Origin of the sequence: Collinsella sp. AM33-4BH (assembly GCF_003469205.1) — a bacterium.
In the GTDB taxonomy this organism is placed as follows: Bacteria; Actinomycetota; Coriobacteriia; order Coriobacteriales; family Coriobacteriaceae; genus Collinsella.
In genome coordinates, this window is the sequence record NZ_QSIN01000010.1 from 45,029 (window position 1) to 60,175 (window position 15,147).

15 protein-coding genes are annotated in these 15,147 nt (G+C 57.7%); 10 read left to right on the top strand and 5 right to left on the bottom strand.

Annotated elements, in window-relative coordinates; all coding sequences use genetic code 11:
• Together DW821_RS08115 and DW821_RS08120 are read right to left on the bottom strand one after the other, a co-directional pair.
• Entirely contained in the window at nt 1–642 is a 642-nt protein-coding gene (locus DW821_RS08115; protein WP_055309683.1) for an RpiB/LacA/LacB family sugar-phosphate isomerase, read from the bottom strand.
• A 30-nt stretch (nt 643–672) separates the two neighbouring features.
• Nucleotides 673–1,482: a gluconate 5-dehydrogenase gene (locus DW821_RS08120; protein ID WP_117797090.1), complete on the bottom strand. Its 810-nt coding sequence runs from the start codon at nt 1,480–1,482 to the stop codon at nt 673–675.
• Nucleotides 1,483–1,869: 387 nt separating this feature from the next.
• Between DW821_RS08120 and DW821_RS08125 the strand changes: the two genes are divergently transcribed.
• Together DW821_RS08125 and DW821_RS08130 are read left to right on the top strand one after the other, a co-directional pair.
• Nucleotides 1,870–2,562: a GntR family transcriptional regulator gene (locus DW821_RS08125; protein WP_117797088.1), complete on the top strand. Its 693-nt coding sequence runs from the start codon at nt 1,870–1,872 to the stop codon at nt 2,560–2,562.
• Between the two features lie 287 nt (nt 2,563–2,849).
• Entirely contained in the window at nt 2,850–4,103 is a 1,254-nt protein-coding gene (locus DW821_RS08130) for an ATP-binding protein (protein WP_158566163.1), read from the top strand.
• Nucleotides 4,104–4,259: 156 nt separating this feature from the next.
• Here the strand turns inward: DW821_RS08130 and DW821_RS08135 are convergent, their stop codons facing one another.
• The 3 genes from DW821_RS08135 to DW821_RS08145 all read right to left on the bottom strand — a co-directional run bounded on the left by DW821_RS08135 (nt 4,260) and on the right by DW821_RS08145 (nt 7,237).
• Entirely contained in the window at nt 4,260–4,937 is a 678-nt protein-coding gene (locus tag DW821_RS08135) for a YitT family protein (protein WP_117797084.1), read from the bottom strand.
• A gap of 368 nt (nt 4,938–5,305) precedes the next feature.
• Nucleotides 5,306–5,947, bottom strand: coding sequence for a bifunctional 4-hydroxy-2-oxoglutarate aldolase/2-dehydro-3-deoxy-phosphogluconate aldolase (gene eda / locus DW821_RS08140; RefSeq protein WP_117797082.1), 642 nt, complete (start codon nt 5,945–5,947; stop codon nt 5,306–5,308).
• A gap of 255 nt (nt 5,948–6,202) precedes the next feature.
• Entirely contained in the window at nt 6,203–7,237 is a 1,035-nt protein-coding gene (locus DW821_RS08145) for a sugar kinase (RefSeq protein WP_117797080.1), read from the bottom strand.
• 234 nt (nt 7,238–7,471) lie between these two features.
• Between DW821_RS08145 and DW821_RS08150 the strand changes: the two genes are divergently transcribed.
• The 8 genes from DW821_RS08150 (at nt 7,472) to DW821_RS08180 (ending at nt 15,109) form a co-directional block, all read left to right on the top strand.
• Nucleotides 7,472–8,494, top strand: a complete 1,023-nt coding sequence (locus DW821_RS08150; protein WP_158566162.1) for a LacI family DNA-binding transcriptional regulator — start codon at nt 7,472–7,474, stop codon at nt 8,492–8,494.
• 42 nt (nt 8,495–8,536) lie between these two features.
• Nucleotides 8,537–9,031 (top strand): type II toxin-antitoxin system RelB/DinJ family antitoxin, encoded by a 495-nt coding sequence (locus tag DW821_RS08155; protein ID WP_117797077.1) that lies wholly within the window; start codon nt 8,537–8,539, stop codon nt 9,029–9,031.
• Nucleotides 9,032–9,157: 126 nt separating this feature from the next.
• Nucleotides 9,158–10,495 (top strand): glutamine synthetase family protein, encoded by a 1,338-nt coding sequence (locus tag DW821_RS08160; protein WP_117797075.1) that lies wholly within the window; start codon nt 9,158–9,160, stop codon nt 10,493–10,495.
• Between the two features lie 50 nt (nt 10,496–10,545).
• Nucleotides 10,546–11,208 carry a response regulator transcription factor gene (locus tag DW821_RS08165; protein WP_006234733.1) on the top strand — a complete coding sequence of 221 codons (663 nt, stop codon included), beginning with the start codon at nt 10,546–10,548 and terminating at the stop codon, nt 11,206–11,208.
• A gap of 184 nt (nt 11,209–11,392) precedes the next feature.
• Nucleotides 11,393–12,520: a hypothetical protein gene (locus DW821_RS08170; protein WP_117583360.1), complete on the top strand. Its 1,128-nt coding sequence runs from the start codon at nt 11,393–11,395 to the stop codon at nt 12,518–12,520.
• An 8-nt stretch (nt 12,521–12,528) separates the two neighbouring features.
• Entirely contained in the window at nt 12,529–12,885 is a 357-nt protein-coding gene (locus DW821_RS10140; protein ID WP_117648531.1) for a hypothetical protein, read from the top strand.
• Nucleotides 12,886–12,888: 3 nt separating this feature from the next.
• Nucleotides 12,889–13,473, top strand: a complete 585-nt coding sequence (locus DW821_RS08175) for a hypothetical protein (protein WP_117628960.1) — start codon at nt 12,889–12,891, stop codon at nt 13,471–13,473.
• Between the two features lie 172 nt (nt 13,474–13,645).
• Entirely contained in the window at nt 13,646–15,109 is a 1,464-nt protein-coding gene (locus tag DW821_RS08180) for a S1C family serine protease (RefSeq protein ID WP_118066425.1), read from the top strand.
• The last annotated feature ends 38 nt before the right edge of the window (nt 15,110–15,147 follow it).

The window sequence follows — 15,147 nt, forward strand, 5'->3', positions numbered from 1 at the left end:
TTAGAGGCCCAAGATCTCCTTGACCTTGGCGATGATGGCCTCGTCGGTGGCGTTAGCAAAGAAGTACTCCTGGAAGTGCTCGCCGGCAAGTGCGCCCTTCACCAGGTCCTGGTCGATCTCGCCCAGGACGTCGACGAGCGGACGCATGGTCACAGCGCGCACGCCATCGAGGATCTTCTTGTTGCGCTGCTCGGGCTCAACGCGCTCGGCGGGGTAGCCGTTGCCCGAGCCAAAGCCAAAGAGCTTCTCGAAGGTGTACTCGAGGTTGAGCTCCTGGCCCCAACCGTTCTTGAGAGCGAAGGGCATGGCGACGGCGTTGCCATCGTTGACCTGAGCAAAGGTGTAGGCGTCAAGCGGGTCGGCAACATGGCCGCACAGCACTCCGGGGAAGGAGTTGCAGGCGAGCATGGCGCCCTCGCCGGTGCCGCAGCCAGTCACGACGTAGTCGGCGGCGCCGGAGTTCAGCAGCACGGCGGCAAGAATGCCGTTCTGCACGTAGGTGAGGGGCTTGGAGTCGGCGTCGGCATACATGCCATAGTTAAAGACGGTGTGGCCCATGGGCTCAACAACCTTCTTAAGTGCGGCCTCGATCATTGGGTTCTTAGAGTTCTGAGAGTTCTCGTTGATAAGTGCGATCTTCATTTGAGTTAACCTTTCAGTTTTTCAGTTTTCTTACTGTGGCTGCTTGCCGATGTAGGCCAGGATGCCGCCATCGACGTACAGAATGTGCCCGTTGACAAAGTTCGATGCGTCGGAAGCCAGGAACACAGCGGGACCCTTCAGGTCCTCGGGCGTGCCCCAACGGGCCGCCGGCGTCTTGGCAATGATGAACTGGTCAAATGGGTGGCGGCTGCCGTCGGGCTGCGTCTCGCGCAGCGGTGCGGTTTGCGGCGTGGCGATATAGCCGGGCCCAATGCCGTTGCACTGGATGTTGGCCTCGCCGAACTCGGAGCAGATGTTCTTGGTGAGCATCTTGAGTCCGCCCTTGGCGGCGGCATAGCCGGCGATGGTCTCGCGACCCAGTTCGCTCATCATCGAGCAGATATTGATGATCTTGCCGTGGCCCTTGGCGATCATGCCGGGCAGGCAGGCCTTGGACACGATAAACGGTGCGTTGAGGTCGATATCGACGACGCGGCGGAAGTCCTCTGCACTCATGTCGAGCATCGGGGTGCGCTGGATGACGCCGGCGTTGTTGACCAGGATGTCGGGCGTGGTGCCAAAATCTGCCTCGATCTTGGCTATGAGCTCGGCGACGACGGTCTCGTCGGTGACGTCGGCAACATAGCCGTGAGCATCAAAGCCCAGCTCACGGTAGTGCTTTTCGGCCTCGGCGACTTTGTCGGCGTGACGGGCGTTAAAGGCAATCTTGGCCCCGGCCTCACCGAGTGCCTCGGCAATGGCCATGCCAATACCGTAGGTGGCACCGGTCACGAGCGCGACTTTGCCATCTAGGCGGAAGCTGTCCATAAGATCAGACATAGCAATCCTTCCTAAAGAAACGTTCATCTTTATGAGTCCTACTTCTAATACAAGCTCAGTATAGGAGAAGCAGAGGAATTTACTCGCAGCTTTTCCTAGAATCAGGTGAACGTTCACTTTTAAAAGGCGAACGGTTGTGGCCGATTGTCGCGATGCCCGCCATTCGCTCTGTGCCTGTGCACTCTCCGCAATCATGTTGCGGTTGTAGGGCAGGTGCAAACACATCGCATCGTGTGCCGCGGTGGGCTTGCGCGCTTTGTGGCCATGCTTGCCATCTGCGGCTCGAAGGGGAGGCGACATGCTCATAACCTGTGCGGGGAGCGCCGCGGGATGCGATAGTATTACGTGGTGATATTCGACAAACCGTGAGCTTCATTCGAGGGCTTTATGGAACAACACCAGCATTATCAGAGCCTGCAAGATCAGGCATACAACGCACTGCGCTCCAAGATCATCTATGCCGAGCTCAAGCCCGGCACACGCCTTTCGGCGATTGGTCTGGAAAAGGAGACGGGGATCGGACGCACGCCCATTCGCGAGTCCTTTGTGCGCCTGCGCGAGCAAGAGCTGGTGGAAACGCGTCCCAAGAGCGGCACCTACGTCTCTAAGATCAGCATGGAACACGCCGAGAATGCCTGTTTCTTGCGCGAGAAACTCGAAAGAAGCGTACTCATAAAATGCTGTTCGGCCGCTTCACCCGAGCAAAAGCATCGGCTCGAGCAGATTCTTGCCGAGTCCGAGTCGCTCGACCATAGCGAAACGCGTCGCTTTTTCGACCTGGATAACCTGTTCCATGAGACGTGTTTCGTGATTGCTGGCCGTCACATGTTGTGGGATTGGATGAAGAGCGTCAACACGCATTTTGAGCGATACAACTGGTTGCGTATGGTGTCGCAGGATCTGGATTGGGAGCCGATTCGTCGGCAGCATCGCCGGATTCTCGAGGCCATTAAGAGGGGCGATACCGACGCGGCGAGCTATCTGGCAGAGACGCACCTGCACCTGATGCCCGAGGAGCAGGGCCCGGTTATCGCCCTGCATCCCGACTATTTTGAGCTGTCCAAAGACTCGGCCATCTAATCGTTTCCCCCATAAGTCGCGATGAAATAGGGGTTGTTGTGCTGCCCAGGTGGTGCAGACGCCCCCAGTTCACTCACGAGCTCGGGGCCTTTTTCGTCCGGATTGTTGACGTATTGCCGAACGAAAATAGTTTGCGTTTGGTAATAAGCGTACGAAAGCGCAGTTTCCATTCTCATTTCGGACGCAAATCAAGACGAAAACCGTTTTCGTCTTCTATTAATCTGTACGAAAACGGTTTTCGTCTTATAATACGGTCATGAATGGTACGAAACGAAGAGGCTGGGCGTATGGTTGTTAGAGAGAGCCCTACAGTCGAATACAAGGAAAGCGTTACGCCGACGTTTCTTAAAACGGTTAGCGCTTATGCAAACTACGGGACGGGCAAGATTGAGTTTGGCGTTGATGACGAGGGCGTGGCTGTCGGCCTTGCAGATCCGGTCGCAGAGTGTCTCCGCATTGAGAACATGATTAATGACAGCTTGGATCCCGCTCCCCGTTACACGCTCGAGCCCGATGAGAAACACGGGACCGTAATCCTTACGGTTTATGAGGGACAGGACAAACCCTATCGAAGCAAGGGAAAGGCCTACAGGCGAAACGATTCGGCAACGGTGGAGGTCGACCGGTTTGAGTATGGCAGGTTGACGCTCGAAGGCAGCAACGTAACGTTCGACGCGCTCGCGTCGACTTGCCAGGACTTGAGTTTTTGCACGCTCGAACAAAAGTGTGTCGAACATCTCGGCATATCTGAGCTAACGTCGGATATTATGCGCACGCTTCGCTTGCTCGGCAAGGTCGGCTATACCAACGCTGCGGCGATTTTGGCGGATAAGAATGATTTTCCTGGCATCGACTGCGTCCGTTTTGGTGATACCGAGGATGTGATCTTGGATCGTGAGTCGGCGACAAATGTATCCGCCATTGAACAGGTGGACAGGGCGGTGGCTATGTTTGCACGCTACTACCGTTATGAACGTATCGAAGGGATGGAACGCGTCCAAACTGATCGAATTCCTCTCGAGGCGTTTCGCGAAGCCGTTGCAAACGCTTTGGTGCATCGGACGTGGGACGTTCGAGCGAATGTTCAAATTGCCCTGTACGACGATCGCGTCGTTGTCACTTCGCCCGGATCGCTGCCCGCCGGTTTGACGACGGAACAATACCTGTATGGGCAGATATCCGTGCTCAGAAACCCAATTGTCGCCGAGGTCTTTTTAAAGCTGGATTACATCGAGAAATTTGGCACGGGAATCGCGCGAATCAGGCGTGCGTATCGAGATTCTTTAAGCCGACCGGTATTTGATGTTCGCGGCGGCATGGTGACCGTCACATTGCCCGTTATCGATGCCTTTGAGGGGTCTGAGGAAGAGGCCCAGGTTCTCAAGGCTTTGTCGGTCGGACGAATAATGTCGCGGGGCGAGATTGAGCAGCAGACGGGGTTGAGCCGCGCGCGTGCGTTGACGGCGCTTGAATCACTGATTGGGCGGAAAGCGGTTGTAAAGCGGGGGACTGGGCGTTCCACGAAATACGAGCGCGCATAGGCCAAAAGAACCATATTGCAAGACAGGCCCCAAGCCTTTGCCCGCTTGGGGCCTGTTGTATGTTGGCTGGCAGCGGTAGATTTATAGCAAGATATAGCAACGTTAGTGAGATATAGCAACGTATAGCGCTGTTCGCGGGTTCTTACGGTGGTGCTATTATCCGAATGCCGCGCGGATAAAGTGCTGGGCGAAGAGCTTGTTGGCGACGTTGATGACGTGGCCCAAGAACAGCGCCGAGATGGCTGTGGTCACGCCAAAGCCGCCTAGGTTGTGCATGAGCGCGAGCGACAGAATGAGGGACACGGCGACATGTGAGCAGTCGAACACGACTTTTACGTCGCCAAAGCGGCGTTTAAGCTTTTCGGCAATGACCTGCACCAAGCCGTCGGGCGCGTTGGGGACAACGCCCATGTTGACGACGAGACTTACGCCAAATGCGGTGACAGCGAGGGAGAGCAGCATGGTCGCAACCTGTGCGGGGAGTGCCGTGGGATGCAGTGGGTTGACCGCCATGAAGAAATCGGTGAAGCCGCCGATGAGCGTCGAGAAGCACAGCTCGAGCAAAATGCGCGGCTGGAACTCGCGTCGCAAGATGGCCAATTGCGCCAGGATGTAGGCGACATAGGTAGCAGTGATCCAAAAGCCGAGTGTCTTGCCGGTGAGCATGGATAGGGTTGTGGCAAAGCACGTGAGCGCAGCGACTCCCAAGCCGGATGCCGTCTGGAGACTCATGCCGAGTGCCAAGATGGCAACGCCGGCAAGATACATGAGCATCCTGATGACTGTGTGGAACCAATCTATATTCTCGCCATTCATTACGATGAGCGGCCGCATGTCGTGACCTTCCTTTCGGAATTTGGGAGATGCAGTAAAGGCTGCGGCGCCGCTTGGGGGAAAGATCGGAAGCAAGGATCCATTCCTCCAGACGGCGCCGCAGCTGTTTGGGTGACATGGCTTTTGTCGAAGTGGCTTAGTTGAGTGCGCCTGCCAGCCGCATAAACAAAGCGGCTCGGGTGCGTGTCGCTTCCGTCACGTTCTATCAGCATACAAGACGGTTTCGGTTCTTGTCCGTGACGGAAACGGCGCGCACCCGAGCCGTTTTAAAGGGGCGCGGCCTCGGTCGCGCCCCCACGATAGAGAGCGAGTCAAGCGGGGAAGTCAAGCAGAAAATCCACCATTTCACCCCGTCTCAGGCGGCAGGGTTAGCCGCGGACCTTCTTGACGACGTCCATGGCCTCGCGGGCGATCTGCTCGACCTTGGAGAAGTCGCCGTCGGCGAACAGGGCCGGCTTGACCATCCAGGTGCCACCGCAGGCGATGATGGCGCTGGAGCTCAGGTACTCCTCGACGTTGGCGGTGCTCACGCCGCCGGTGGGCATAAAGCGATGGCCGACAAACGGAGCGGCGAGGGCCTTGATGGTGTTCAGGCCGCCATACTGGGCCGCGGGGAAGAACTTGGTGACCTTGAGGCCGAGGTTCTCGGCGGCGGTGACCTCGGAGGGGGTCACGGTGCCGGGGAGGACGGGCAGGTCGATGTCGATGCAGTGCTTCACGACGTCCTCGTTGTAACCCGGGGAGACGATGAACTTGGCGCCGGCGGCGCGGGCCTGCTCAACCTGCTCGACGGTCAGGACGGTGCCGGCGCCAACGCACATCTCGGGCTCGGCGGCGGCCATAGCGGTGATGCACTCGGCGGCGCAGGCGGTGCGGAAGGTGACCTCGGCGGACTTCATACCAGCTGCCATAAGGGCGTGAGCGAGCGGAGCGGCGTCCTCGACCTTGTCGAGCACGACGACCGGCACGATGCCCAGGGATTCAAGCGTGGTGTAGAACTGATCGAACATGGTGTTCCTTTCGATGTGAGGCGCGCACGGGCGCGTGATTGCCAAAGAAGATTGGCCATGAGCCGGTTCCGGATTGGTTATCGGAGGCACTGCTTGGGGTTCAAGCAATTTCGGAACCGGCTACGAGGCCAGTCGTGAAGGAATGCCAGACAAAACCGGAATGGGACTAAGTGGTTCTACCTGGCCGGAGGAATCGGGGAGCGGGCTGCAGAGGTATGGGTATGGAAAGCTGCAGTCCGCGGAATGGGGAACGAATTAACGGGCGACGCGGGTGCCACCGTCGGCGGCGTTGGCCACAGCGGCGATCTCGTCGGCGGTCACCAGATTGGAATCGCCCTTGATGGTGAGCTTGAGGATCGAGGCCGCGATGGCGTAGTTGACGGCGTCCTGCGGGTCAAAGTCGTTGATGAGGGCATGGACGAGGCCGGCGTTGAAAGCGTCGCCGGCGGCAACGCCCTCGAGCACATGCACGTCGTGAGCAGGGGAGAACCAGTGCTCGCCGCTCTCGGCGTCAAAGAGCATGCCCATCCAGATGGAGCGCTCGACGCAGGAGATGTTGCGGACGACCGAGGCGACCTTCTTGCAACCGTACTCGGCGCAGATCTGACGGGCCATCTCGACGTAGGTGTCGCGCTCCTCGATTCCGTGGGCAAGGGAGCCGGAGACGCAGGTCATACCAAGGCCGGCGGGTGCGTCCTCGTCGTTGGCGATGCAGATGTCGACGAGTGGCAGGAGCTCCTTCATGGTTGCCTGCGACTTCTCGGGCGACCACATCTTGCCGCGATAGTTCACGTCGCACACGGTGGTGATGCCCTTGGCGCGGCAAGCGGTGAGGGCATCCTTGCAGGCAGCGGCCATCTCGTCGGACACGGCGGGAGTCACGCCAGAGAAGTAGAAGACATCGACGCCCTTGAGGATTTCGTCCCAATCAAAGACGTCGCGCTTGGCCATGTTGATGGCGGAATACTTGCGGTCGTAGACGCAGCCGTTGCCGCGCTGCGAGGCGCCAACCTCAAACACATAGGAGCCAAGACGGTCGCCCTGGCGCACGACGCGCGTGGTGTCGACGCCGTAAGCCTTCAGCGAGCGAAGGGCGCACTCGCCCAGGCGGTTGGCCGGAACAACGGAGACGTAAGCGGCCTTGTCGCCCTGATAGGCCAGGGAAAGCGCGGTGTTGGCCTCGGCGCCGCCGTAGCGAACGTCAAACTCGGTGGCCTGTTCAATGCGCAAGTGATCTTTGGGCGAGAGCCTCATCATGATCTCGCCGAAGGTAAGAACCGTTTTACCCATGGTCGCGCAGCTCCTTCTTGCTCGTGCGTACACCTTTGATATGGCGTTGGCACGGAGGTGCCAAGACGGTAGGGTGCATCTTTGCACCTCCGTGCCAACGCTCGCCGAAATCGGTTTACGAAATCGGTTTCGTTTCGAGTTGTAGTATACTCACCTACAGCGTTTTGCAACCGAGATTTTTAAAAAATGCCTAAAATGGCTCAGACCGCCGACAATTGGGAAACGGGGTGCGCTATGGCGCAGATGAGAATCAAGGACATTGCCGCCGCGGCGGGCGTGAGCCCGGCCACGGTCTCGCGCTATCTCAATAACCGCCCCGGGCAGATGACCGAGGAGACCCGCGCCCGCATCGCGGCGGTTATCGAGCGCACCGGCTATCGCCCACGTGCCGCCGCACGCAATCTGCGCAGCTCGCGCACCAACCTCATCGGCGTGATTCTGGCCGACATCGCCAACCCGTTCTCCAGCGCCATGCTCGAAGGGCTTTCCGCCAGCGCCGCCGCGCGCGGCTGCTCGCTCATGACGGCCATTAGCGGCAACGACCCCGCCAAGGAGGCAGAGTCGCTCACCAGACTTATCGATGCCGGCGTGGACGGCCTGGTCGTCAACACCTGTGGCGGCAACGACGAGGCAATCGCCGCGGCCGCGGGACGCCTACCCGTTGTGTTACTCGACCGCGACGTTGCCGATGGTGGCATCGATCTGGTGACCTCCAACAACCGTGAGCTGGTCGCCGGCCTGGTAGACGCCTTGACCGCTGCCGGCAGCGAGCGCCTGTGCCTACTTACCGAGGCAAGCGACGACAGCCCCGTGCGTCGCGAGCGCGCCGAGGCCTTTGCCGACGAGCTCTCGCGCCGCGACCTTGCGGGCGAGGTCGTCACCCTGGCCGACGGCGGCGCCACGGGCGTCGGCCGCCTGGACGAGACTATTCGCGGCAACGCAGGCAAAAAACTCGGCCTTATTGCCGTCAACGGCTTGGTCTTTTTGCGTCTGACCGAGGCGCTGGCGCAGCTTGGCCCCTCGCTGCCGGCGGGTCTCAAGATCGCGACGTTTGACGATTACCCCTGGAACCATGTGCTCTTTGGCGGTGTGACCACGGCCGCGCAGGACACCCTCACCATTGCCGAGCGCGTAGTCGAGCGTCTGTCCGAGCGCATCGATGTCGTTACCACTACGGTGGGCGAGGCCGCAAGGCTCGCCCCCAAGCGCATCGAGGTCCCCGGCCACATCGAACACCGCGCTTCGACCTCGCGCTAGTCTGTGTGATATTATATAGACAATGTCATACAGGAGGTATCCATGGCTGCGTCTGTGCTGAGTGTTCGAGTGGACTCGTCAATTAAAGATTCATTTGCCGAGCTGTGCGAAGAACTCGGCATGACTTCGTCCGTTGCGGTCAATATGTTCATGAGGCAGATGTTGCGCGAGCGCTCGCTGCCGTTTGTGCCTTCACTCGGTAAAAGCTCTGCGAGCGAAAGCGCCACAGCGGGCATTTTGGATACCGCTCAGATTGAGTCCGCCGTCCGCGAGGCAGCCAGCCCGATTCCCGCCATCAAAACCGTGATCCTATTTGGATCGTATGCCCGTGGCGAGGCGCGTGCAGATAGTGATATCGACTTGCGCCTCGAAGTCGATCGCGAGCAGGGCTTTGGTCTTTTTGCGTTGTCGGCGTTTGGCGAGGCAGTGCGCAAGGAAACCGGGAGGCAGGTTGATCTCGTCTCGAGTGATCATCTTGATGACGATCTTGCCGCGGTAATCGAGCGCGAAGGAGTGATCCTTTATGATCGCGCGTAAGTCAGACAGCCTGTTCGCGCACGTTTTTTGAGCGCTTGATACGCTTTAACCCTGCGGAAACATTTTTCTGCGATAGTATCTGCGATATAGACCAGTCGAAACCCGCCCGAAAGAAAGGGGAGCGACATGAACCAGCAGAACATCGATTACGTACTCCGCTCCGTAGAGCAGCGTGACATCCGCTTTGTGCGTCTGTGGTTTGTCGACATTCTCGGCCGTCTCAAGAACTTTGCCATTAGCCCCGAGGACCTCGAGGTCGCATTTGAGGAGGGCATTGGCTTTGACGGCTCGGCCATCGAGGGCTTTGCCACGCCCGAGGAAGCCGACATGCTCGCATTCCCCGATGCTTCGACCTTCCAGATCCTGCCGTGGCGCCCGAGCCACAACGGCGTCGCCCGTGTGTTCTGCGACGTGTGCACCCCCGATTGCAAGCCGTTTGCCGGCGATCCGCGCGACGCCCTGCGCCGCATGTTTCACAAGGCCGAGAAGGCTGGCTATCTGCTCAACGTGGGTGCCGAGCTGGAGTATTACTACTTCCCCGACGAGCACACCCCCGAGCCGCTCGACAACGTGGGCTACTTCGATCTTTCGGTGAGCGACGCCGCTCGCGACCTGCGCCGCAACACGGTCCTCACGCTCGAGAAGATGTCCGTGCCCGTGGAGTACACCTTCCACGCCGCCGGTCGCTCACAGCACGGCATGAGCCTGCGCCATGCCGAGGCCCTGAGTATGTCCGACGCCATTACCACGGCCAAGCTCATCATTAAGCAGCAGGCTTACGAGAGCGGCTGCCACGCCTCCTTTATGCCCAAGCCGTTGGCGGGCGAGGACGGCAGCGCCATGTTTTTGCATCAGTCGCTGTTCGACCATGACGGCAACAACGTCTTTTGGGGCGAGGGCGACGAGAGGTACCATCTCTCCGACGTCGCCAAGCACTACATGGCCGGCATCCTGGCACACGCGCGCGAGATCAGCGCCATCACCAACCCTACGGTCAACTCCTACAAGCGCATTACTACCGGCGGCGACTCCGTGCCGCAGTACGCCACGTGGGGCCTGCGCAACCGCGCGAGCATGATCCGCATTCCGGTCTACAAGCCCGGCAAGCAGCTGTCCACGCGCATCGAGCTTCGCAGCCCCGACCCCATGGCCAACCCGTACCTGGTCAACGCCGTCACGCTGGCGGCCGGTCTCGACGGCATCGAGCGCAAACTGGAACTCCCGCCCGAGGCCACGGCCGAGACGCTCAAGCTCACCGACCGTCAGATGGTCGAGGCCGGCTACACGCCGCTGCCGCGCTCGCTCAAAGAGGCGCTCGACGTATTTGAGGACTCGCAGTTTATGAAGGATGCCCTCGGTGAGCACATCCACAGCTTCTTCCTTAAAAAGAAGCGTGACGAGTGGCATAAGTTCGAATCCACGATCACCGAGTGGGAGATCAAGCACTACCTGGCGAACTCCTAATCGCGCTGGCTTGTCCCAGTACGATTGAGCTCATTTCTTTGGAGGCCGATATGTCCGAAAAGAGTGCCCTGTTCATGGCGCGCACGACGCGCTTCCACGAGTTTGCCCGCAGCTTGACGACTACCCTGGGTGTCGAGGTGAGCCTGGCCACCCCCGATTCGCCGACTGCGGCGCACGACTTCGACCTGCTGATTCTCGATTCCGATGGCATCCGTAGCGACCGCATCGATCAGATCGCCAAGTGGCTTGACGATCGCGGCGGCGTTCCCATGCTGGTGATCGTCGACGACGAGGCGCTCGGCACCCTGCGCCTGCCCAATCACGCGCATGCCGACTTTGTATGCCCCACGGCGACGCCCAACGAGCTCAAGGCTCGTGCGCAGCGCCTGATGGGCGAGGAGGAGACCGTCACCGCCGACGATGTACTCAACATCGATAACCTCGAGATCAACCTGGCTACCTACCAGGTGACGCTCGATAACGAGCCCATCGACCTGACGCTGATGGAGTACTCGCTGCTGAGCTTTTTGGCCACGCACCCCAACCGTGCCTACAGCCGCGAGGTGCTGCTGCACCGCGTGTGGGGCTTTGAGTACTGCGGCGGCACGCGCACCGTCGACGTGCACATTCGACGCATCCGCTCCAAGGTGGGCCCGCAGATTGCGGCACACATCACCACCGTCCGTGGCGTGGGTTATCTGTTTAAGGACTAGCAAGTAAATAGAGGGCAATGTGAGGGTACCGGAGAATTCACCAGTACCCTTTTCTCGTTTAGGGCGAAAAGAAGACCTTTCACCGATTAAAAGTGTGTCAGTAAAAACAATATCAAACGTATAACACTATCTAGCAAATATCATCTAGTTACCGTATCTCCCTACTACACGGATGGAGGAAGAAATGCGTTATTCGAGAAAGGTGATTGTCGGATTCATAGTGTTGCTTGCCGCCCTGATGTCTCCAAGGTTGGTTTTTGGAGACGACGACTTGGTCCGTGTCACACCGCAAATAGCTGTGGAGCAAGCGCAGGCTTTCTTTGATGATGTATCGGATGAGCCGGTGACCGCTTGTGACCCAGTAAAAATGGTGAATTCCGATGGGGAATCAATCGGGTATATCGTTCGTGCGAAGCGGGATGACGTTAACTATGGCTACGTCGTATTTGATTCAGAGCGATCTTGGTGGATCAGCGAATACTGCTTGGCTCCGAACGCTCTTTTACCTATCGAGAGTGCAAGCGAAGAAATTGCACTCCTCGCATCCTCGGATAACGTCGTTGCGTTAAAGATTGACGAGCTAACTGTTGGCGTTGCCGACTTAGATAAAAACATTGTTTTAGACGCAAGTGGAAAAAAAGTACCAAATAAATTGTCCTCGGGAGGCAATCGCAGCGGATCGCCGGAACATTTCGATGACGTTTTTGTATCTGCCAAGGATTTGTATAAACAGGGATATGTTGTTGATGCGAGCAAAACGGTTTCGGGAATAATAACGCCAACGCAAACAGAAGTTATCAAAGAAACGGGGACTTATGCTTGCGCTGTTTCGGCAATGTTTGCAGTTAGCAGTCACTATGTGACTTTGAACCGCCTTAAATTGTCCGATTTATACTCGGAGCTTTGGAGGCTGTCGGGGACATGGGAAGAAGAAGAAAAGAAATATGATCAAGCGACTGGTCTGTACTTTACTCAAGGCAAGACTTCTCCTGACAAACCCGCTCCGGCCTTAAAGGAGTTTTGTGCAAGACGAGGCAAGGAGCTTGAGACGTCATTCGTTTGGTATCCGTCATGGGATTCCTTTAGGGTGAATACCGACTCGGGGAATCTGAGTATTTTCTCTGGAAGGCTCCGGTCAAATGGCAGCGGGCACGCAATGGCAGTTGTGGGCTACGTGGCAATGCATAACACATACTCGAATGCCAAGAAGTACCTGCTTGTTGTTTGGAATGGATGGACAAACCAGCTACAGTTTCTTCCATATGACGTATCAATTTACACGTCTCACGATGGCACATATTGCAAGGGTTGATTGTACTCGTGAACGGCGACAAGTTCATTCGAAGGGCAATGCTCCTATTGGTGCTTTCCTTTGCTTTGCTCACCGCAGCGAGCTTCTTTCTGTTAAGGGCGACTAATGGGGGAGAAAACGACACGGTTGTTGCAGTCGAGGTGCGCGCTCTATCGGATGTTCATAACGGGCAATTTGAGGCGCTTATGCCAAGTGGTTGCCGTAAGAGAATCGATATGCGCCGTAAGTCAAGTTCCGGATATGTCTCAGGGTTGAAAGCAGGTGATAAATGGATTCTAGTTTTTGTGGAAGATAAGGAACTTGACGGGACTGTTCTGTATCCCCATTCAGCTGAGAAAGTCAAATCAAGTAGACAAGGGGAATGAAGAATGATTGATAGAAAGCAGTTCTTAGGTCTGATGGCGGGGGCTCCTATTTTGATGCGAGCCGGGATGGCAGAAGCCGTGGAGTTGCCGGACGCTCAGAAGCGATTGACGCTCGTGGTCGACACGGTGGTCAGAGATGAAAATGGCAATGAAAAAACGCGAACAAGAAGCAGAGAGACTATTTTCACGCCAGAGAGCAAAACTGTGTCTGCCGACGCTATGGCCGGTGATGTCATAACAATCCAGAGGGAATCAGATGAAACGTTGCCGCTGCTTGCCAAGATTGAGCTCACAGTCGCTTATTATAACGATAAAACAGAAATTGAGATTCGTTCCGGAAAGTACTCGATAGTCCAAATCGATCCGCTTGTGATGTATGCAAACGCTTGGTATGCGCTCATGCAGAAAGATAAATATGTGATGAACTACTTCGCAGAAGGCGAAGCATCATATGAAACGGGGTGGGGGCCAACGCCATACGACGCGGAGAAGGATAAGTGGACGTGCGGATCAGGCATGGGCGCGACGATTACGGACTTCATTAACGATTCAACATATAGCTTTGCTATCGACTGTTATATCGAATAGACATGACGGCATAAAACGAATTGGCCTATAAGCATGTCATTACTTAAGCAAAGCTGAAATCTTGGCATCTAGTGCTCGGGACTGCCCAGCTTGGGGTACAACTCAACGTGAACAATGATGGCCCGCCACATGTTTGGCGGGCCTTTGGTTATTTGACGAAAGGATCGCAGCTATGAGCGAGTACGATTCCCAGCGTCCCCAGGATGCGGGCAACGCCGGCGAGACCCAGCAGCAGCCGTGCGTGCAGGTGGAGTCGACGCCTGCCGATGGCAGTAACATTCCTTACGTGCAGGCCTACGACACGCAGACCGGAAAGCCGCTGGGCAGCCAGCAGGTTGTAAACAAGCACACCGTGGTCAAGACTAAGACCAAAAAGCTGCCGATCTTTATTACGGCGCTCGCCGGCTGTGCATGCGGCGCCCTGCTGGTCATTGCGCTCATTATGAGTGGCACGCTCAACATTGGCAGCGGAAAGAATGCCGTGACGGCGGGTGCTTCGGGTTCATCGACGCAAAAGATTACGATCGACTCCGAGGACACCACGCTGGCCGAGGCCGTCTCTGCCAAGGCGCTGCCCTCCGTGGTTTCCATTACCGCCACTTCGAGCGGCGGCCAGAATGGCTCGCTTTCGCAGTCTGCCGACGAGTCGGACGGCTCGGGCAGCGTCGGTTCGGGCGTTGTGCTCGATACCGAGGGCCACATCCTCACCAACAACCACGTGGTCGATGGCTATGACCAGTACGTGGTGACCATGGACGACGGCACCACCTACGAGGCCGAGTTCGTGGGCAACGATGCTTCGAGCGACCTAGCCGTCATCAAGCTCAAGGATGCTGACGCCTCTAAGCTCACGCCGATCGAGATCGGCGACTCTTCCAAGCTCAACGTGGGCGAGTGGGTCATGGCGATCGGCTCGCCGTTCGGCAACGAGCAGTCTGTCTCCACGGGTATCGTGTCGGCGCTGTATCGCTCCACGGCCATGAGCTCTACCAACGGTAACACCATCTATGCCAACATGATCCAGACCGATGCCGCCATCAACCCGGGCAACTCCGGCGGCGCGCTCGTTAACGACAACGGTGAGCTGGTGGGTATCAACTCGCTCATCGAGAGCTACTCGGGCTCCAGCTCGGGCGTGGGCTTTGCCATTCCCGTTAACTATGCCAAGAACATTGCCGACCAGATCATCGACGGCAAGACGCCGGTTCATCCGTACCTGGGCGCCACGCTTTCGAGCGTCAACGCGCTCAATGCTCGCACTAACAAGCTGAGCACCGATAGCGGCGCGTACGTGGCAAGCGTCGTCGAGGACGGTCCTGCCGCCAAGGCCGGCATCCAAGAGGGCGATGTCATTACCAAGCTGGGCGACGATGAGATTTCGAGCGCCGATGGCCTGATCATCGCGCTGCGCAGCCACGAGGTGGGCGAGAAGGTCGAGATCACGCTCATGCGCGGCAAGGAAGAGAAGAAGGTTACCGTCGAGCTGGGCTCCGACGAGGAGCTGCAGAACCAGCAGCAGGACGACAGCGCGACCGACACCGGCAACGGCGGTATTACCGACGAACAGCTGCGCCAGTACCTGGAGGAGCTGCTGGGCCAGCAGGGCCAGGGTCAAGGCTACGGTCAGGGTTACTAGCGAGCCGTTTCGCACATATCGAGGCCAGGGGGGCTGTC